The organism is Methylobacterium sp. DB0501 (assembly GCF_011043735.1).
Classification (GTDB): Bacteria; Pseudomonadota; Alphaproteobacteria; order Rhizobiales; family Beijerinckiaceae; genus Methylobacterium; species Methylobacterium alsaeris.
Genome location: NZ_JAAKGV010000038.1, coordinates 1 through 21,898 on the forward strand (window position 1 = coordinate 1; position 21,898 = coordinate 21,898).

The 21,898-nt window shown below is 69.9% G+C and carries 4 protein-coding genes and 1 pseudogene; 2 read left to right on the top strand and 3 right to left on the bottom strand.

Annotated features, from left to right (window positions below; genetic code table 11):
* The coding region (locus tag G4G93_RS33090) for an MBG domain-containing protein (RefSeq protein ID WP_165091537.1) at positions 1–13,678 on the bottom strand (13,678 nt) is incomplete at its 3' end.
* Between the two features lie 96 nt (positions 13,679–13,774).
* Complete coding sequence (locus G4G93_RS33095) at positions 13,775–15,616, bottom strand: ShlB/FhaC/HecB family hemolysin secretion/activation protein (RefSeq protein ID WP_165091539.1); 1,842 nt, start codon at positions 15,614–15,616, stop codon at positions 13,775–13,777.
* Between the two features lie 722 nt (positions 15,617–16,338).
* Between G4G93_RS33095 and G4G93_RS33100 the strand changes: the two genes are divergently transcribed.
* The gene (locus G4G93_RS33100; RefSeq protein ID WP_165091540.1) at positions 16,339–18,003 is read left to right on the top strand and encodes an ISL3 family transposase; all 1,665 of its coding nucleotides are present in this window, start codon (positions 16,339–16,341) and stop codon (positions 18,001–18,003) included.
* Positions 18,004–18,046: 43 nt separating this feature from the next.
* Positions 18,047–18,281 (top strand): annotated as a pseudogene (locus tag G4G93_RS36865) (transposase); the annotation flags it as partial.
* Between the two features lie 474 nt (positions 18,282–18,755).
* Here G4G93_RS36865 and G4G93_RS33110 read toward each other — a convergent pair.
* Complete coding sequence (locus G4G93_RS33110; RefSeq protein WP_165091542.1) at positions 18,756–21,890, bottom strand: rhamnan synthesis F family protein; 3,135 nt, start codon at positions 21,888–21,890, stop codon at positions 18,756–18,758.
* Between the last annotated feature and the right edge of the window lie 8 nt (positions 21,891–21,898).

A 21,898-nucleotide genomic window follows, 5' to 3' on the forward strand; every position in this document is an offset into this window, starting at 1 on the left:
CCTGGCCGATGCCGTAGGTGCCGACGCTGCTGCGGGCGTTTGCCGTGGTGGCGAGGACGCCGCTCAGAGCATCGCCGTTGACCAGCCCGCGTCCGCCGATCTGGTAGGTCAGGGCCGGGTTGGCCTCGCCGTAGACCCGGCTTTGCGCGTCCGCCGTGAGGGTCAGCGGTCGAGCCGTGACGGCGAGGTCCGCCCCGACATAGCTCACCGCGTAGTTGGACGAAGCCGCCAGACTGCCCTGGCCGATGGCGTAGGTGCCGACGCTGCTGCGGGCGTCTGCCGTGGTGGCGAGGACGCCGCTGAGCGCATCGCCGTTGACCAGCCCGCGTCCGCCGGCCTGGTAGGTCAGGCCCGGGTTGGTATCGCCGTAGACCCGGCTCTGGGCGTCCGCCGTGAGGGTCAGCGGCCGGCCCGTGACAGCGAGGTCTGCTCCAACATAGCTCACCGCGTAGTTGCCGCTGGCGGCCAGGCTGCCCTGGCCGATGGCGTAGGTGCCGACGCTGTTGCGGGCGTCTGCCGTGGTGGCGAGAACACCGCTCAGAGCATCGCCGTTGACCAGCCCGTGTCCGCCGACCCGGTAGGTCAGGGCCGGGTTGGTATCGCCGTAGACCCGGCTTTGCGCGTCCGCCGTGAGGGTCAGCGGCCGAGCCGTAACCGTGAGGTCCGCCCCGACGTAGCTCACGGCATAGTTGCCGCTGGCGGCCAGGCTGCCCTGGCCGATGCCGTAGGCACCGACGCTGCTGCGGGCATCGGCGACCGTGGCGAGCCCGCCCGAGAGCGCGTCGCCATTGACGAGACCGCGCCCGCCGACCCGGTAGGTCAGGGCCGGGTTGGCATCGCCGTAGACGCGGCTCTGTCCATCCGCCGTGAGGGTCAGCGGCCGAGCCGTGACAGCGAGGTCCGCCCCGACGTAGCTCACCGCGTAGTTGGGCGAAGCCGCCAGACTGCCCTGGCCGATGCCGTAGGCACCGACGTTGCTGCGGGCATCGGCCGTGGTGGCGAGGGCACCGGTGAGGCTGTCGCCGTTGACCAGCTCGGGTCCGCCGACCCGGTAGGTCAGGGCCGGGTTGGCGTCCCCGTAGACGCGGCTCTGCGCGTCCGCCGTGAGGGTCAGCGGCCGAGCCGTGACCGCCAGATCCGCCCCGACGTAGCTCACCGCGTAGTTGGGCGAAGCCGCCAGACTGCCCTGGCCGATGCCGTAGGCGCCGACGCTGCTGCGGGCATCGGCCGTGGTGGCGAGGGCACCGCTGAGAGCATCGCCGTTGACCAGCCCGCGTCCGCCGACCTGGTAGGTCAGGGCCGGGTTGGCCTCGCCGTAGACGCGGCTTTGCGCGTCCGCCGTGAGGGTCAGCGGTCGAGCCGTGACGGCGAGATCCGCCCCGACATAGCTCACCGCGTAGTTGGACGAAGCCGCCAGGCTGCCCTGGCCGATGGCGTAGGCACCGACGTTGCTGCGGGCGTCTGCCGTGGTGGCGAGGACGCCGGTGAGAGCATCGCCGTTGACCAGCCCGCGTCCGCCGACCTGGTAGGTCAGGGCCGGGTTGGCGTCGCCGTAGACCCGGCTTTGCGCGTCCGCCGTGAGGGTCAGCGGCCGGGCCGTGACCGCGAGGTCTGCCCCGACATAGCTCACGGCATAGTTGCCGCTGGCGGCCAGGCTGCCCTGGCCGATGCCGTAGGCACCGACGCTGCTGCGGGCATCGGCGACCGTGGCGAGCCCGCCCGAGAGCGCGTCGCCATTGACGAGGCCGCGTCCGCCGGCCTGGTAGGTCAGGGCCGGGTTGGAATCGCCGTAGACGCGGCTCTGTCCGTCCGCCGTGAGAGTCAGCGGCCGAGCTGTGACGGCGAGATCCGCCCCGACATAGCTCACGGCATAGTTGCCGCTGGCGGCCAGGCTGCCCTGGCCGATGCCGTAGGCACCGACGCTGCTGCGGGCGTCTGCCGTGGTGGCGAGGGCACCGTTGAGAGCATCGCCGTTGACGAGACCACGCCCACCGACTTGGTAGGTCAGGGCCGGATTAGCATCGCCGTAGACGCGGCTCTGCGCGTCCGCCGTCACCATGATCGACCGCCGCGCAATCGAGAGGGCGCCGTCCGCGAAGGTGATGGCGTAGTTGCCCGAGATCAGGCCGGCGGGGGTGAGGGCGTAGGACCCGGCATTGACCGCTCCCTGCGCCGTGCCGCCGTAGGTCAGGCTGCCGCCGAGCACCGACGCGGTCTCGCCGTTGACGAGGCCGGTATATGAGACGCCGTTGCCGCCTGCATAGGCCTGACCGTCGTAGGTCTTGCTCGCGTCCTTGGCGGTGATCGTCAGCGGGGCCCGGGTGATCGTGCCGATCGCCGCCGAGGCGGTGGTCGCGGCCAGTAGGTAATTGCCGACGGCTGCACCCGAGAGCGAAAGTCCCGAGACCGACACCGTCTTGCCGGTGCCCACCAAGGTGGAATCGTAAGCGGCGGCCGCGCCCACCACCGTGACGGCATCCGAGCCGACGAGGCCCGACAGGCCGTAGGTCACGCCGCCGGTCGACGCCGCGCCGGTCCCGTCATAGGTCTTGATCGCGGCGCCTCCAATCGAGGCGGTGAGCGACGCCTTGCTCACGCTCAAGGCGCCGTCCGCGAAGGTGACGGCGTAGTTGCCCGAGGTCAGGCCGGACGGGGTGAGGACGTAGGACCCGGCATTGACCGCGCCTTGCGCAGTCCCGCCGTAGGTCAGGCTGCCGCCGAGCACCGAGGCGGTCTCGCCGTTGACGAGGCCGGTATACGAGACGCCGTTGCCGCCCGCATAGGCCTGACCGTCGTAGGTCTTGCCCGCATCCTTGGCGGTGATCGTCAGCGCGGCCTTGCCCACGCTCAGGGCGCCGTCCGCGAAGGTGACGGCGTAGTTGCCCGAGGTCAGGCCGGACGGGGCGATGGCGTAGGAGCCGGCATTGACCGCGCCTTGCGCCGTGCCGCCATAGGTCAGGCTGCCGCCGAGCACCGACGCGGTCTCGCCGTTGACGAGGCCGGTATACGAGACGCCGTTGCCGCCGGCATAGGCCTGGCCGTCGTAGGTCTTGCCGGCGTCCTTGGCGGTGATCGTCAGCGGGGCCTTGTTCACGCTCAGGGCTCCGTCCGCGAAGGTGACGGCGTAGTTGCCGGAGGTGAGGCCGGACGGGGTGAGGACGTAGGACCCGGCATTGACCGCGCCTTGCGCAGTCCCGCCATAGGTCAGGCTGCCGCCGAGCACCGACCCGGTCTCGCCGTTGACGAGGCCGGTATACGAGACGCCGTTGCCGCCGGCATAGGCCTGACCGTCGTAGGTCTTGCCCGCATCCTTGGCGGTGATCGTCAGCGGAGCCTTGCCCACGCTCAAGGCGCCGTCCGCGAAGGTGACGGCGTAGTTGCCCGAGGTGAGGCCGGACGGGGTGAGGACGTAGGAGCCGGCATTGACCGCGCCTTGCGCCGTGCCGCCGTAGGTCAGGCTGCCGCCCAGCACCGACGCGGTCTCGCCGTTGACGAGGCCGGTATACGAGACGCCGTTGCCGCCCGCATAGGCCTGACCGTCGTAGGTCTTGCTCGCCGCGTTGGCGGTGATCGTCAGCGGGGTCTTGCCCACGCTCAGGGCGCCGTCCGCGAAGGTGACGGCGTAGTTGCCCGAGGTCAGGCCGGACGGGGTGATGGCGTAGGAGCCGGCATTGACCGCCCCCTGCGCCGTGCCGCCGTAGCTCAGGATGCCGCCCAGCACGGACGAGCCTTCGCCATTGACGAGGCCGGCATAGGTGACGCCGTTGCCGCCCGAGAAGGCCTGGCCGTCGTAGGTCTTGCCTGCATCCTTGGCGGTGATCGTCAGCGGCGCCTTATTCACGCTCAGGGCGCCGTCCGCGAAGGTGATGGCGTAGTTGCCCGAGGTCAGGCCGGACGGGGTGATCGCGTAGGATCCGGCATTGACCGCCCCTTGCGCCGTGCCGCCATAGGTCAGGCTGCCGCCGAGCACCGAGGCGGTCTCGCCGTTGACGAGGCCGGCATAGGTGACGCCGTTGCTGCCCGAGAAGGTCCGGCCGTCATAGGTCTTGGTTGCGTCCTTGGCGGTGATCGTCAGCGCGGCCTGGTTCACGCCCAGCGTGCTACCCGCGAAGGTGATGGCGTAGTTGCCCGAGGCCAGACCGGACGGGGTGATCGCGTAGGATCCGGCATTGACCGCACCTTGCGCAGTCCCGCCGTAGCTCAGGCTGCCGCCGAGCACCGATGCGGTTTCGCCGTTGACGAAGCCGGCATAGGTGACGCCGTTGCCGCCCGAGAAGGCCTGGCCGTCGTAGGTCTTGGTCGCGTCCTTGGCGGTGATCGTCAGCGCAGCCTTCCCCACGTTCAAGGCGCCATCCGCGAAGGTGATGGCGTAATTGCCCGAGGTCAGACCGGACGGGGTGATCGCGTAGGATCCGGCATTGACCGCCCCCTGCGCCGCGCCGCCGTAGCTGAGGCTGCCGCCGAGCACCGATGCGGTCTCGCCGTTGACGAAGCCGGCATACGAGGCTCCGTTGCCACCCGAGAAGGCTTGGCCGTCGTAGGTCTTGCCCGCGTCCTTGGCGGTGATCGTCAGCGCAGCCTTCCCCACGTTCAAGGCGCCGTCCGCGAAGGTGACGGCGTAGTTGCCCGAGGTCAGGCCGGACGGGGTGAGGGCATAGGAGCCGGCATTGACCGCCCCCTGCGCCGTGCCGCCGTAGCTCAGGCTGCCGCCGAGCACCGATGCGGTCTCGCCGTTGACGAGGCCGGCATAGGTGACGCCGGTGCCGCCCGAGAAGGTCCGGCCGTCATAGGTCTTGGTGGCGTCCTTGGCGGTGATCGTCAGCGCGGCCTTGTTCACGCTCAGGGCACCATCCGCGAAGGTGACGGCGTAGTTGCCCGAGGTCAGGCCGGACGGGGCGATGGCGTAGGACCCGGCATTGACCGCACCTTGCGCAGTCCCGCCGTAGGTCAGGCTGCCGCCCAGCACCGACGCGGTCTCGCCGTTGACGAGGCCGGTATACGAGACGCCGTTGCCACCGGCATAGGCCTGGCCGTCATAGGTCTTGGTGGCGTCCTTGGCGGTGATCGTCAGCGGGGCCTTGCCCACGCTCAGGGCGCCGTCCGCGAAGGTGACGGCGTAGTTGCCCGAGGTCAGGCCGGACGGGGTGATGGCGTAGGAGCCGGCATTGACGGCGCCTTGCGCCGTGCCGCCATAGGTCAGGCTGCCGCCCAGCACCGACCCGGTCTCGCCATTGACGAGGCCGGTATACGAGATGCCGTTGCCGCCCGCATAGGCCTGACCGTCGTAGGTCTTGCCCGCATCCTTGGCGGTGATCGTCAGCGCGGCCTTGCCCACGCTCAGGGCGCCGTCCGCGAAGGTCACGGCGTAGTTGCCCGAGGTCAGGCCGGACGGGGCGATGGCGTAGGAGCCGGCATTGACCGCGCCTTGCGCCGTGCCGCCGTAGGTCAGGCTGCCGCCCAGCACCGAGGCCGTCTCGCCGTTGACGAAGCCGGTATACGAGATGCCGTTGCCACCGGCATAGGCCTGACCGTCGTAGGTCTTGCTCGCCGCGTTGGCGGTGATCGTCAGCGGGGCCTTGCCCACGCTCAGGGCGCCGTCCGCGAAGGTGACGGCGTAGTTGCCCGAGGTCAGGCCGGACGGGGCGAGGACGTAGGAGCCGGCATTGACCGCGCCTTGCGCCGTCCCGCCATAGGTCAGGCTGCCGCCGAGCACCGAGGCGGTCTCGCCGTTGACGAGGCCGGTATACGAGACGCCGTTGCCGCCCGCATAGGCCTGGCCGTCGTAGGTCTTGCCCGCATCCTTGGCGGTGATCGTCAGCGGGGCCTTGTTCACGCTCAGGGCACCATCCGCGAAGGTGACGGCGTAGTTGCCCGAGGTCAGGCCGGACGGGGTGAGGACGTAGGAGCCGGCATTGACCGCGCCTTGCGCCGTGCCGCCGTAGGTCAGGCTGCCGCCGAGCACCGAGGCGGTCTCGCCGTTGACGAGGCCGGTATACGAGACGCCGTTGCCGCCGGCATAGGCCTGGCCGTCATAGGTCTTGGTGGCGTCCTTGGCGGTGATCGTCAGCGGGGCCTTGTTCACGCTCAAGGCGCCGTTCGCGAAGGTGACGGCGTAGTTGCCCGAGGTGAGGCCGGACGGGGCGAGGACGTAGGACCCGGCATTGACCGCGCCTTGCGCCGTCCCGCCATAGGTCAGGCTGCCGCCGAGCACCGACCCGGTCTCGCCATTGACGAGGCCGGTATACGAGACGCCGTTGCCGCCCGCATAGGCCTGACCGTCGTAGGTCTTGCTCGCCGCGTTGGCGGTGATCGTCAGCGGGGCCTTGCCCACGCTCAGGGCGCCGTCCGCGAAGGTGACGGCGTAGTTGCCCGAGGTCAGGCCGGACGGGGCGATGGCGTAGGAGCCGGCATTGACCGCGCCTTGCGCCGTGCCGCCGTAGGTCAGGCTGCCGCCGAGCACCGAGGCCGTCTCGCCGTTGACGAAGCCGGTATACGAGATGCCGTTGCCACCGGCATAGGCCTGACCGTCGTAGGTCTTGCCCGCATCCTTGGCGGTGATCGTCAGCGGAGCCTTGGTCACGCTCAGGGCGCCGTCCGCGAAGGTGACGGCGTAGTTGCCCGAGGTGAGGCCGGACGGGGCGATGGCGTAGGAGCCGGCATTGACCGCGCCTTGCGCAGTCCCGCCATAGGTCAGGCTGCCGCCCAGCACCGAGGCGGTCTCGCCGTTGACGAGGCCGGTATACGAGACGCCGTTGCCGCCCGCATAGGCCTGGCCGTCGTAGGTCTTGCCCGCATCCTTGGCGGTGATCGTCAGCGGCGCCTTGGTCACGCTCAAGGCGCCGTTCGCGAAGGTGACGGCGTAGTTGCCCGAGGTGAGGCCGGACGGGGCGATGGCGTAGGAGCCGGCATTGACCGCGCCTTGCGCCGTCCCGCCATAGGTCAGGCTGCCGCCGAGCACCGACGCGGTCTCGCCGTTGACGAGGCCGGTATACGAGATGCCGTTGCCACCGGCATAGGCCTGGCCGTCGTAGGTCTTGCCCGCATCCTTGGCGGTGATCGTCAGCGCGGCCTTGCCCACGCTCAGGGCACCGTCCGCGAAGGTGACGGCGTAGTTGCCGGAGGTCAGGCCGGACGGGGCGAGGACGTAGGACCCGGCATTGACCGCTCCCTGCGCCGTGCCGCCGTAGGTCAGGCTGCCGCCCAGCACCGAGGCCGTCTCGCCGTTGACGAAGCCGGTATACGAGATGCCGTTGCCACCGGCATAGGCCTGACCGTCGTAGGTCTTGCCCGCATCCTTGGCGGTGATCGTCAGCGGGGCCTTGCCCACGCTCAGGGCGCCGTCCGCGAAGGTGACGGCGTAGTTGCCCGAGGTCAGGCCGGACGGGGCGAGGACGTAGGACCCGGCATTGACGGCGCCCTGCGCCGTGCCGCCGTAGATCAGGCTGCCGCCCAGCACCGACGCGGTCTCGCCGTTGACGAGGCCGGTGTACGAGACGCCGTTGCCACCGGCATAGGCCTGACCGTCGTAGGTTTTGCTCGCGTCCTTGGCGGTGATCGTCAGCGGCGCCGGCAGGATCGTGCCGACGGGGGCCGCCATGTTCCGGTTGGCGAGCTGGTAGTTGCCGGCAGCAGCGCCCGAGAGTGTCAGGCCCGAGACCAGCATGGGCTTGTCGGTGCCCACATCGGCCGAGCGGTACCTTCCGCTCGTGCCCGCCACCGTTACCGCGTCCGTGCCGACGATGCCCGACAGGGTGTAGGTGAGGCCGCCCAGCCCGGAGGCGACGGTGCCGTCATAGACCTTCGCGGCGGTGCCGCCGATGGTTACCTCGAGCGTCTTCGCGCCAACGGTCAGGGCGCCGTCCGCGAAGGTGACGGCGTAGTTGCCCGAGGTCAGGCCGGACGGGGTGAGGATGTAGGAGCCGGCGTTGACGGCCCCTTGCGCCGTGCCGCCATAGGTCAGGCTGCCGCCCAGCACCGACGCGGTCTCGCCGTTGACGAGGCCCGTGTACGAGACGCCATTGCCGCCCGCATAGGCTTGGCCGTCGTAGATCTTGCTCGTATCCTTGGCGGTGATCGTCAGCGGCGCCTTGGTCACGCTCAGGGCGCCGTTCGTGAAGGTGACGGCGTAGTTGCCCGAGGTCAGGCCGGACGGGGCGATGGCGTAGGAGCCGGCATTGACGGCGCCCTGCGCCGTGCCGCCGTAGATCAGGCTGCCGCCCAGCACCGACGCGGTCTCGCCGTTGACGAGGCCGGTATACGAGACGCCGTTGCCGCCGGCATAGGCCTGACCGTCGTAGGTCTTGCTCGTATCCTTGGCGGTGATCGTCAGCGGGGCTCGGGTGATCGTGCCGATCGCTGCCGAGGTGGTGGTCGCGGCCAGCACGTAGTTGCCGGCGGCCGTGCCCGACAAAGCGAGGCCCGACACGGTCACGGTCTTGCCGGTCCCGACCCCGGCGCTGTCGAAGGTCGCGCCGGTGCCGGCGACGGAGACGGCGGCGGTATCCGCCTGCGCCACGCCCGAAAGGCTGTAGTTGGTCGGCAGCAGGACGGCCGCGGTGGTGCCGTCATAGGTCTTCGACACGCTGCCGACCAGCGAGGCCGTGGCCGTCACCGTGGAGGGGATGATGGTGAGGCCGGCCGCATTCGGAACCAGGACGACGCGGTAGGCGGTGCCCGCCGGGCTGGTAACCGCCGTCCCCGAGGCGGTCACCGCGTAGGTGCCGACGGGCGAGGTCTGGGTCGCACTCGTCGAGAAGGTGCCGAGCTTGGTGATGAAGTCGCCGGGGCGGAGGCCGGCATAGGTCGCCACGAAGTCCGGGTTGGCCGTGTTGTACTTGCGGCTGGCGGAGACCGGCGTCACGGCGACGACGGCGGAGCTGGCGTAGAGCTGCGGGTAGAAGGCGGTGGAGAACCCGCCCTGGCCGGCTTGGTTCGGCGGGGCCCAGACGGTGTCGAAGTCGAAGCCGGCGAGGTTGGTCCGGAACGCCGCCAGATCCTGCATCTGCGCCGTGGTCAGGCCGGTGGCGCTCCCCATCACGTGGGCGCCGATACCGTTCGCCTGCCCGGAGGTCTGCGTATCCCAGTAGGACTTCGTCACCGTGGCATAGTTGATGCCGACGAGGCCACCCACGTTGCTGGTGCCCGAGACGGCGCCGCTGGCGTAGGTCTGGCTCACCATGCCGGCACTGCCGCCGACGAGGCCGCCCACGTTGCTGGTGCCCGAGACGGTGCCGCCGGCATAGGACTGGTTCACCGTGGCGCCGCCCTCGATGTAGCCGACGAGGCCGCCCACGTTGCTGGTGCCTGAGACGGGGACGTTGGCGTAGGACTGGCTGACCGAGGCGTCGCGGAGGAGATAACCGACGAGGCCGCCCACATAGCTGGCGGAGCTCGAGACGGTGCCGGTGGCGTAGGACCCGTTCACCGCGCCGGCGCTGACGCCGGCGAGAGCGCCGACACTGAACTTGCCCGTGACGTTCACGTCGACGAGGCCGAGATTCGCCACGCGGCTCCCGAGGCCGAGCCGGCCGAACAGGCCGGTCGGCGGGTCGTAGTTCGGCCGGGCGATGGTCAGCCCGGTGATCGTGCGGTTCGCGCCGTCCAGGCTGCCGGTGAACGAGGGGGCGCCGTCGCCGACCGGCACGAAACCGCCCGCCCCCCAGATGCCGGCTGAGGCCGCCGTGCTGTTGGTCGCGCCGGCGTCGATGTTCGTGGTCAGCCGGTAGCGGCCCGCGAGGTCGGCCCCCATGAGCTGGAGCTGGTGCAAGTTGGACACTGCGGTCACGCCGTTGACCGCCGTGGCGGCCTCCGAGCGCAGGATCGGCCGCATGTCGCCGGCCTGGTACCAGACGGTCGAGAAGTCGAAGCCGGTATAGGCCGAGCTGGAACGTGCCTGTGCGGTGGTCAGGCCGATGACGCTCCCGGCCGAGCCGCCGCCGACGCCGGTCGCCCCGCCGCTGGTTATGTCCCAATAGCTGTTCGCCAGTGTGCCGCCCTGGTTGAAGCCGACGAAGCCGCCGACGGAGCTTGCGCCGGAGACGCTGCCGGTCGCGTAGGACTGGTTCACCGAACCGGCGCTGCTATTGAAGCCGACGAGGCCGCCCACGTAGGTGTTGAGGCCCGCGGCGCCGCCGGTCGCGTAGGACTGGCTCACGGTGCCGCCGTTGTTGTTGCCGACGAGTCCGCCGACGAAGGAATTGCCCGACGCGCGACCGCTCGCGTAAGACTGGCTGACGGCGCTGCCGGTGAGATTGGCGCCGATGAGGCCGCCCACGCTGCTGATGGTCGCCGAGACGCTGCCGGTCGCGTAGGACTGGCTCACCGTGCCTCTGTTCACACTGTAGCCGATGAGGCCGCCCACGGAATTACCCGAGGCCGAGACGCTGCCGGTCGTGTAGGACTGGCTGACCGTACCGCCATTGTTGCTGCCGATGAGGCCGCCCACGGAATTACCCGAGGCCGAGACGCTGCCGGTCGTGTAGGACTGGCTGACCGTGCCACCGTTGTTCCAGCCGACGAGGCCGCCGACGGAGCCCACGCCCGAGACTCTGCCGCCGACGAGGCCGATGCCGGTCACGCGCGCTCCCGTCCCGAGATAACCGATCAGCCCGACGTAGCTCTGGGATCGGGCGATGGTCAGGCCGGTGATCGTGTGGCCTGCCCCGTCCAGGCCACCCGTCACGGGGTTAGCGTTCGTCCCCACCGGCACGAAGCCGCCCGCCCCCCAGATGCCGGCTGAGGCCGCCGTGCTGTCGGTCGCGCCGGCGTCGAGATTCGCCGTGAGCCGGTATTGGCCGGCGAGGTTGGCCCCCATGAGCTGGAGCTGGTGCATGTTCGAGACGGCTACGATCCCGTTCGCGTCCGCGGTCGCGGCTTCCGAACGCAGGATCGGCCGCATGTCCCCGGCCTGGTACCAGACCGTAGAGAAATCGAAGCCGGCATAGTTCGAAGCCGTGCGGGCGTTCACCGCGGTCAGGCCGGTGCCCCCGGCGCTCGTCGCCTGGCCTGTGCTGATCTTGTCCCAGTAGCTGTTCGTCACGGAGCCGAACGTGTAGCCGACGAGGCCGCCGACGGATTCGGTTCCGGACACGGCACCCGACGCATAGCCCTGATCGATGGTGCCATTGGTGTAGTTGTAGCCGACAAGGCCGCCGACTTGGTTACGACCGGAGACGCTGCCCGTCGCATAGCTGTTGGAGACGCTGCTCTGGGAGACGCTGCCGTTGTTGAGGCCGACGAGACCGCCCGTGTTGTAGGCGCTGTTCGAGACGACGCCCGTGGCGTAGCTCTGACTGATGATGGCGCCGGCATTCGTGCCGACCAGGCCGCCCACATTCCCGGCTCCTGTCACGGTGCCGGTCGCGTAGCTCCGATCGATGGTGCCGGTATTGTAGCCGACCAGACCACCAGTGTCGGCGTCCTGGCCTGAGATCATGCCGGTGGTGTAGCTCTCGCTGACCGTGCCGCTGTTGAAGCCAACCAGGCCGCCCGTCGCGTAGGAGCCACGGACACTGCCGCCGACAAGGCCGATCTGGCTGACCGTGCCGACCTGCGCCAGCTTGCCGATCAAGCCGACGTTCCCCATAGTGGGGCGCGCGATGGTCAATCCGGCAACGGTGTAGCCCGCGCCGTCCAGGCTGCCGAGGAAGGGCAAGGTGGGGGTGCCCACCGGGTTGAAGCCCTGGCCCTGGTTCCAATTCACGGTGCCCGAGGCGTCGATGTCGCCGGCGAGCCGGTAGCTCGCTCCCTGGGCGACCGCCGCACTGCCCATCCCTTGCAGACCGTACACGTCGGTCAGCAGGTACGGGCTCTCCGACGTCCCCGCCCCGCCCGCCGCCCGCAGGAACGAGCCTCCTAAAATCTGGAAGTCGCCCGCTGCGAAGCCGGGCAGCGTCGCCGTGTTCTGCACCCACGCGCCGCTCGTCAGGATGAACCGCGCCACCGAGAGATCGGCTGTGGCGGTGGACGTGCCGGTGCCCGCCGCGATCGTCAGCCCGCCGACCTGCGCGGTGATGCTGCTGTTGAGCGTCACCGTCCTGGCTGCCTGAAGCATCAGCGTCGCGCCGGTGTTCCAGGCCAACGGCGTCGACGCCGCCAGGGTGATGTTCCCGGCCTGGCTGCCGCTTCTCCCGGTCGAGACGACCACGTTGGCGCTGCCGAGCGCCGTCACCAGCGTGGTGCTGTTGATCACCGAGTCGTTGCCGGTGGCCGTGAAGCCGGTCGGATTGCTGTCGGTCCCGGACGAGATGGTGATGTTGTAGGGGTCGAGCAGCAGCGTGCCGAACGCGCCCTTCGCCGCCGTCAGGTCGGTCAGGCCCTCGTAGGCGAGGTGCCCCTTCGACGACACCTCCGCCTGCCCGCCGTCGCCGCCCTCGATCCCGCCCCGGGCGCTGATCGTGCCGGCAAAGCGCGTGCTCGCATCCGACCACACCACCACGTCGCCGCCGGTGCCCGCGCCCGTCGCGTCGGCCCGGATCTCCGTCCCGGCATCGATCGTCACGTGCTGCGCATGAGCCAGACGCCCCGCGCCCTGGCGCCCGCCGCCGAGCCGCACCACGCCCCCGCCCGTCGCCCCCGAGACGTCGATCCGCGCCAGGCTCAGCGCCATCTCCGGCGCCGTCGCCACCACCCGCCCGCCCGGGCCGGTCCGGCCCTGCGCCGCCAGCGTGCCGGTCAGCGCCAGACCCTCCGTCGCCTTCAGGCCGATCCGCCCGCCCCGGGCGCCCGACGCGTCGAGCGTGCCCGCCACCGTGACGTGGCGGCCGCGCACCTGGATGCGGCCGCCCTTCTCCCCGCCCGCCCCCGAGGCGTCGAGCCGGGCCCCGGCCCCGACCGTCACGCTCCCGTCCCCGCCCGAGAGCGTGATGTGGCCGTTGCGCCCCGAGACCGAGCGCGCCTCGACCGTCCCCGACAGGTTCACCGCCTGCCGCGCCATGTCCCGCGCCGCCGCCGCCGTCAGCGTCACCGACCCGCCATCCGCCGAGATCGTGCCCGAATGCGACACCAGCGCGCCGCGGCCCTTCGCGCCCGTCGGCACCGCGACCTGCAGGAACCCGTCCCCCGACAGGTCGAGCGTCGCCCGCTCGCCCGAGCCGAGGCCGACCTTGCCCATCGGCACCGCGATCAGGCCGCCGTTCGACACCTGCCCGCCGATCAGCGCCGCGTAGCCGCCGCGCCCGACCGTGATCGTGCCGTGGTTCGTCACCTTGGCGGACGCCCCCGAGCCGCGGAACTGGCGCCGGCCCGCCTTGAAGTCCTCGTCCGAGATCCCGAGCGTCGAGGCGACGAAGCCGCCCCCGGCCGTCACCTGGCCGGAGCGCGTGATGGTGATGCCGTTCGGGTTGACGAGGTAGACCTGCCCGTTGGCCGTCAGCTGCCCGGCGATGGTCGAGGGCGTCGCGCCGGTCACCCGGTTGAGGATCGCCGATTGCGCGTCGGGCTGGCGGATGTCGACCCGGTTGCCCTGGCCGATCGAGAAGCCCTGCCAGTTGACGATGGCGTTCTGGCTCGACTGCGTGATCGCCAGCGCCCCGTTCTGGGGCGTGCCGATCGTCACTCCGCCCGAGACGACCTGGCCGCCGGTCGGCAACCCTTGGGCGCGGGCGGGCGCGATCCCGACCAGCGCCGTCGAGGCGAGGAGGGCGACGAGGAGCGGGTGGGCGAGGCGGGCGACGGGCATCAGCCGGATCCTTCGGGTGCCCTGCGCGCCTGTACGGCGGCGACGGGGCGAGGACATGGGTCAGCGGGAGGCGGGGAGGGACGGAGGCGCGTCGCCTCAGAACTGGAGCGAGACGCTGAAGGTCAGGCGGTTGTCGGCCGGCAGGCGGTCGGAGCGCTCGGCGCGCCCGTACTCCACCGTCACCGCCGCGTTGGTGAAGCTGAAGGAGGGGGCCGCCGCGATGCGCAGGCCCGCCCCGTAGGACAGGCCGCGGGTCATCGGCCGCTCGAACGCGGTCGGGTTCTGCTGGCGCACCAGGCCGAACGCCCCGAAGCCGTAGGGGCTCAGCACGATCGCCCCCGGCGCCGCGTCCGCCGGCGGCAGGCCCGAGCCCTGCAGGGCCGGGATCGACGGCAGGCCGAACGGCAGGGTCACCGGCACGATGAAGGGAAACTGCAGCTCGCCCCGGGTGATGAAGCCCTCGTCGCCCTGCAGCAGGCCGGAATCGAAGGTCGAGAGCCCGGAGAGGTTGGCCAGGCCGATCTGCTCGGCGCGGGCCAGCGCCTGGTTGAACGAGGTCTGGGCCCGCGCCCGGAGGTCGAGGGTCAGGTGCTCGGCCAGCGGCTGGGTGACGGCGAGCGCGGCCTCCAACTTCTGGAACTCCGGCCGCGCGCCCTGGCGCGACAGGCCCGGCAGGCCGGCGCCGGCGAGCGGCGCCTCCCGGGCGCCCAGGCCGTCGATGCCGAACGAGGCGCCGAGCCGGCCGGTGACCACGCCCTCGGTGGGGAGGAACCACAGGAAGTCGGTCGCGCCGCGGGCGACGCGCAGCCGGTCGAGGGAGAACGGCGCCTCGATCGGCACGCGGATGGCGACCCGCTCCTCCTGGGCGTCGAAGGCGGCCTCGGTGTTGAGGGTGAAGTCGCGCGCGCGCATCAGCGGGTAGCGCAGGCGGGCGGAGTAGCGCGAGAACTCGGAGGCGAAGCCGACCGTGCCGGGCAGGGCCCGCGGGGTGGTGCGGGTGTCGGTGGTCTCGAGCGTCAGGGTGAGGCCGTCGGTGCCGAGCGGAAGGATCAGGCCGGCGGCGAGCGCGCGGTTGCGCGGCTCGGCGCCCAGGAAGGCGGCGGTGCCGCCGGTGGTCGGCAGGCCGAAGGTGCGGAAGTACAGGACCTCGCCGTGGCCGGTGGGGGAGTTGAGGTCGATGCCGAGCGAGGCGGTGTAGCGGCCGAGGGTGTCGGCCAGGACGTTGTCGATGCCGGTGAAGCCGGTGACGGCCTTGTAGCGGGCCTCGACGACGAGGACGCTGGCGCCGGGCGCCTGTCCGGGGGCGAGGGTGGAGCGCAGCACGGTGCCGGGGGTGTCGCCGGCGAGCAGCAGCTTGCGCTCGAGGAGGGCGAGGGTGAGGCCGCGGGTGCCGACGAGGGGGGCGAGGACGGCGGCGACGCGGCCACGGATCTCGGGGGGGAGGGCGGAGGCGTCGACGCGCTCGATGACGCCGTCGACGACGAGGAGGCGGACGTCGCCGCCGTCGCGCAGCTGCTGGGCCGGGAGGACGACGCGCACGAGGGCGAAGCCTGCGGCGGCATAGGCCTGTTCGAGCGCTTGGGCGGCGGCGAAGATCTCGGCGGCGGAGACGGTGCGGCCGGAGAGGCGTGCCTCGATGGCGGCGGTGGGGGCGGCCAGGGCCGGCAGGCCGCCCTGGATGTCGAGGCGGCGCACGCGCACGGAGAGGTTCTCGGCGCCGGGGGGTGCCTGGAGGCCGGCGCCTTCGGGGATCGCGATGGCGCCGCCCTGGCGCTGGAGCGGCGGGCTGAACGAGGGCGGGGTGATCTGGGAGGCAGTCTGGGCCGAGACCGGCGCGGCGGACAGCGTGACGAGAAATGTCGAAGCACAGACAGCGGAGCTGATCCGATGCGATGGGCTGGAAAATATTCCGCGCCGCCTCACCTTTTGGACCGTCATCGACACGCAATATCTCCGCTACCCGAATCGGACGCCTAGCGCTTGTAGCGCGGTACCCTACGTAAATCGTGAACTTTTTCGTCCTGGATTCGCTTGGTCGGATGCGTGTTGCCATTATGTGTCGGATCTCAAGGTAATGTCTCCGGATATTCCAAATGATATAATGCGCAGAAATATAAATAAGTAATATATTCAAATTTATAACATAGACTGGACTAAATAGGAATGGTTTCTGTGCGTTCTGCCCTTGGCAACGCTATGAATTCCGATGCGAAGATCGAGCGCCGCGGATGGCGTGGCTTGTTAGGGGAAACAAGACTGTAACATCTCCCTCCAGGGAGGTGCGGGCGGCGACAGTTGGTGCCAGGGTTTCGCGCCGGCTGGGAAGAGGCAACCCGGCGACGCCGTGAGCCCAGGGCCCGCGATCGTCGAGCGCGAGGCGCGGACGTGGAGGGCGGGCCGACCGCCTGCAGAAGCGGGGCGAACGCGCGGGCGGAAGGGAGGCGATCCTCCGCAGGACAAGGGGTGGGCCCGCCCGCGCGAATCGTCTTATACCAACGGCCTTAAACTTTGACCTCTGTCCAGTCTCGCGAGGTGATGGAGGTGACGAGGTCTGGGATTGGGATTGCCCCGGATCGGTTGTTCTTGCTCACTTTGCGTGGACGGTGGTGGATTGACTCGGGCCGATGATAGGGTCGCCCGGCCTCCCTATCGTGGGTGGCATGGACATCCCCTTTTCCGTCCCCGAGTGCCGCGTTGCGCGGTTCGCTGAACGCGACGAGGATCACCTCGTCATCCCAGTGAGGCTGGATGCCGACAGCAGCCGGTGTCCTGATTGCCAACACGCGAGCCGGTCCATCCATAGCCGCTACCAGCGCCATCCCGCCGACCTGCCGCTCTCGGCATCGCGGACCACGCTCCGCATCGAGGTGCGGCGGTTCTACTGCCTCAACCCGACCTGCCGACGCCGAACCTTCGCCGAGACGCCTGTAGACCTCCTCGCGCCCCGCGCCCGCCGCACGCGACGGCTTGGCGAGGCGCAAGCCAGGGTCGGCCTCGCCTGCGGCGGTGCGGGCGGCGCCCGTCTCCTCGCGCACCTCCACATGCCGGCGAGTCGCGCGACCGTGCTGCGGCTCGTCACCCGCATCCCGATGCCTGACGCGCCGGCTCCCATCCGGATCGGCATCGACGACTGGGCAATCCGGAAGGGCAGCCGGTACGGCACGATCGTCGTCGATCTCGGCCGTCACCGCGTCATCGACCTCCTCCCGGATCGCACGGCACCCACGGTGGCCGGCTGGCTCGAACGGCACTCCGGCGTCGAACTCGTCGCCCGGGATCGCTCGACGGAGTATGCCCGAGGTGCAAGCCTCGGAGCTCCCCAGGCGCAGCAGGTCGCCGATCGCTGGCACCTGCTCACCACCATGCGGCAGGCCGTCGAACGCTGGCTCCACAGCGCCCATGCCCGGTTGCGGAACCTTCCACTCCTCCCTGGCTCGGCCGTTCGTCCCGCCCGGCGCGACCGTGCCTTCGCCCGCAGCACGCCGGAACTGGAGGCGGGTGCACGGAGCCGGATGCGATGGCAGGCTGTCTACGACGAGGTCCGCCGCCGGCATGCCGGCGGGGAGCCCCTGCTCGGGATCGCCCGTGCCATGGGGCTGGCTCGTGCGACATTGCGCAAATATGCGAGCGCCGAAGCGGTCCCGGCGCGGCTGCCTCACGGTGCCGAGCCGAGCCTGCTTGATCCGCACGTCGCGGACTTGGCGGCTCGGATCGACGAGGGCTGCGAAAACGCGAACGCCCTGTGGCGCGAGATCCGGGAGCAGGGCTATCCGGGGACGAGCCGGCAGGTGCACCGCTTCGTCGCCGAGCGCCGGACGAGGCCGGTCCGATCAGGCCGCAAGCCCCTCTGTGCGAGGGCCAGTGCATCGCAGCGGCCTGGCACGGAAGCTCCATTGCCGCCCGCACGGCAGTTGGCGTGGTTGCTCGTCCAGCCACCCTCGGGGCTGGATGCGAGCGACGCAGCTGTGGTGAGACGCGTCGAGCAGGACGACACCGCGCGGGCCGTCGCGGGTCTGGCCCGCCGCTTCACCGCACTCGTACGCGCCGCCGGGAAGGGCAAGACCGTCGCCGGTGACCAGGACAAAGAAGCGGCTGCTGACCTCGCCGCCTGGATCACCCAGACCCGGACCTGCGACGCTCCTGCCATCGCGACATTCGCCTCGGGATTGGACGCGGACAGCGCTGCCGTTCGGGCTGCCCTAACGGAGCCCTGGAGCAGCGGCCAGGCGGAAGGCCAGGTCAATCGGCTCAAGCTCATCAAGCGCCAGTGCTATGGACGGGCCGGCCTCGAACTCCTGAAGCGCCACATGGTTCTGGCCGCCTGATCCACGCAAAACGAGCAAGAACCACAGAAACGGGGCAATCCCGCTCGGCACCGTGGTCACCGATGCACAGTTCACGGCGTTGGTCTCCGCCCGTGGCCGCCCGGCCGAAGCGTCCTGGCGGCTGGCTCTCGTCACCGTGCTGCAGTCTTCCGAAAACCTCTCGGATCGCCAGCGCGACCGAGGCGGCGCGGGGCCGCATCGACTGGAAGTACCTCCTGGGCCTCGACCTCACCGACCCGGGCTTCGACGCCTCGGTCTTGAGCGAGTTCCGCTCCCGCCCGTGGCCGGCCACGCCGAGTCGCTCCTGCTCGACACGCTCCTGGCCCTGTGCCGCGAGCGCCGGCTCCTGGTGGCGCGCGGACGTCGGCGCATCGATAGCACGCACATCCTGGGGGGCCGGACGCAGCCTCACGCGCACGAGAGGCCGACGGCGCCTTTGCCGAGCAGGACCGCTGGCTGGCGGGCATTGAAGGGACGCCGTCGCTGGGCGTGCGGCCCCTGCATCTGCGGAGAGCCCGCTACCTTGGACTGGCCAAGGTCCACCTCCAGCAATTCCGGGGCTCGCTGCAAGCGAGAACCCGGAAGCCATAAACACGAGATGTAGAAGGATGTCGGAACGCGCGCCGCCTCGCCCGGCGTCTGCGTTTATGGATCCCGGGTTCCGCAGCGCGGCCCCGGGATGACGCGGAGGGTAAAACGCTGCGGGAGACGACCAGGCACCCCTCGGTTGACCCGGCCCCAGCCCCCGGTCCTCACGCCCCGTCGCGACGCATGCGCAGGCCGCGCACCTCGTCGGCGAGCCGCGGGATCATTGTGCCGAGATTGGTGTGGCCGCCGAAGAACCAGCCCGCCCTGTCCTCCCCGCGCCAGCCGACCGCCGGGTCGTCGGTCCAGGCGCCGGCCATGTCCCGCAACGTTTGCCCGACGGCATCGAGATCGAAGGACACGAACGCTGTGATGTTGTCGTGCAGGCGGGCCATGTCCTTGTTGCCGTAGTTGTTCGTCAGTACTCGCACGCCGGCATGGGCCAGTTCGAGCGGCGGATAGCTCGGATGGGGCGAGATCATCAGCGACATCGCGAGCGCCGCCCGGGAGGCGAGGTCGCCGTAGCGCGCGAGGGACAGGCGGCCGAGGATCTCGATGCGGTCGGTGCAGCGCAATTCGCCCGCGTCAAAATCCTCGCCGATCGCCACGAAGCGCCAGTCGCTCCAGAACTCCGGATCCGCGTCGATCACCGTGCGCACGGTCATGTCGAGGAAGTGCAGGCAGTTCCGCTCGGCATGGGGCCGGGCGTAGAGCAGGACGATCTTCTCCTTCTGCGTGTCGCGGACGATGTGGCGGTCGATGGTGCGGTTGATGCCGGGATGGAGGACGTAGCCACCCGTGAGCTGATGGTTCGCCTCGAAGAACTCCTGCAGGAGGCCGGTGTTGAAGATCGGCAGGACCGTGTCGGGCTGGCGGTAGGTCCGCTCCGCCAGCGCGTATTTCGTCGACCACGGGTAGAACCCGCACTCGTAATCCTGCACCAGGTAGAGGAACTTCTCGGGCCGGACGGAGAAGAGTTCGGCCTGCTGGCGCAGGATGTCGAGGGCACCGCTCGCCGTCCACCACGCCGTCGCGAACAGGATGTCGGTCTCGCGAAAGAAGACAGGGTAGTCGTAGCGCCGGGATGCGTCGACGATCGTGTTCCTCCCGGCGACGTCCTGCGCGAGCGGCGAGACGATCTCGAACGAGGGCGGGGGCTCGTAGTGATGCCCGATGCTGACGTCGGTCACAATGATCCGGGCGTCGAACGCATCCTTGAGCTGCCCGCAGAGCGCGGCGAACACCTCGAGCGCCGTCGCGATCCCGGCATAGCCCTTCTTCTGGTCGATGAGCGGGATCAGCAGGTTGAGCCGCGGCTTGGTGACGGGGCTCGGGCGCACCAGGTATCCGGTGCATTCCGGATAATACTTGCGGGTCAGGCCGAGGTCGCGGTCCGTCGGCAGGAAGCGGTTGCCGATCGGGCGGTCGGCGCGGTGTGGCCCGGGCGAGGCGTCGTTGGCCGATCGGCTCTGGACGACCCACTCGTACCCGGCCATCTCGACGAAGGAGAAGAAGCTCCGCTCGATCGCATGCGCCAGGGTGCCGTCGACCTGGCCCGCCTCCGGGTCGAAGTGGCAATAGTCGAGGTCGAGGGCGAGCAGTTTCTCGAGCGCCTTCGGCTTGAACCAGAACATCGATCCGCTGGGAAAGTCGAGCACGGCCTCGGTGCCGATCCGCTCGCCGCAGAGCCGGAACAGGCGCGAGACGGTGTCGAAATTGCCGCCCCACTGGATCAGCGGCTTGATCGGCCCGTAATGGTCCGGCGCCACCGCCCCGATCTCCGGCCGCGCCAGCGCCGACAGGATCGCCGCGACGACGGCCGGCGTGCCGAGGTTGGCCTCGAACAGGTAGTCGCGCCACTGGTCGAAGCCGCCGTCGTAATGCTTCGACTTCTTGGTGTGGATGTGGAGCGCGACGTCGCACGTCCTGAGCACGTCGCGAAACGCCACCACGAGCGGCGCGATATCGCGCCCGCGATTCGGCACGACGCGGATGACGAAGGGGTGCAGCGACCGTTCGGCGAAGACCGCGTTGATCCGCTTGGCGTCGCTCAGCGTCGTAGTGGAGATGTAGATCGTGCAGTTGCCGGGGATGTTGTTGGTGTAGCGCGCGACGTAATCGCTGAGATCGCTGTAGAAGATGTGGGCGAACACGCCGATCGCGGCATCGTCGGGCAGGCGCCCGCCGAGGGCGCCGAGATCGGCGATGTCGATGACGGTCCGGCTCGGTGGGAGCGGCCGCGTCACCGTGTCGACCCGGCCGCCACGCCGCGGCCGCGCCCCGGATTCGGCGAGGCCGGCGAGGTAGTCGACCAGCGGGTTGACGTCGGGGTGGTCGGGATATTGTTCGCGGTAATAGTCCGGCTCGAACAGCGGATGCGGCTGCCGGCCCTCCCGCGCGCCCGACCTAGCGTAATGCGTGAGCGGCTCGACCCGGGTCTCCTTGATGTCGGGATTCTGCTCGACGTAGAACGCCGTTGAGAATAGCGGGTGCGGATCGATGCTGCCGGTTCGCGACAGCTCGATATACTGCACGAGCGCGGGCAGATGCGCGACCTCCCGGTAGCGCCGGTGCCGGCGGGCGCGCCTGCCGAAGAACTCGACGTCGAGGATCGGGCAGGGGCTGATGTCGGATTGTTTGGTCAGGTAGTGCTCGAGCGGGCTCAGGCCGCCGCAATCGACGGCGTCGCGATAGTGGCGCGAGTCGAACAATGGGTGCGGGTCGCGCGCGGCGTGGCCGCCGTAGATGTAGTCGACGAGGCAGTTGGCGGTGCGCCCCATCCGGTAGGTATCGCCGTACCAGCTGGTATCGAACAGCGGGTTGGGCTGGCAGCCGCGGTCGTGCCCCTCGGTCAGGAAGTGGTAGAACGGATCGATGTGGTCGATCTCCTTGAGATATCTCTCCGCATACCACTGCCCCCGGAACAGAGGGTGCGGATCGTTGCCCTGCCTCCAGCCGGTCTCGATGTAGTGGAAAAGCGGATGGATGCTGTTGTCACCGTCCATGTAAGTCCAGCAATACCATTTCGCGTTGAACAGCGGGTGCGGGTCCGCGAGCGCCCCGGCTCCGAGAAGCGCAAAATGCTCGAACGGCGACATGGCGTCCGCGACGCCGAGACCGTGGGCGCCGGCGTACCACCGCGCGTCGAAGTAGGGCGTCGGGCTCAATCCCTGCTGCCGGCCGACCTCCTCGTAATGCGTCGAGATCCGCGCATTGCTCATCATGAGGTTGTTCTGCTGGGCGTACCATTGGAAGTCGAAATGCTTCATCGTGGCGCCGGACTGGACATGCAGGACGGTCATTGTGCCCC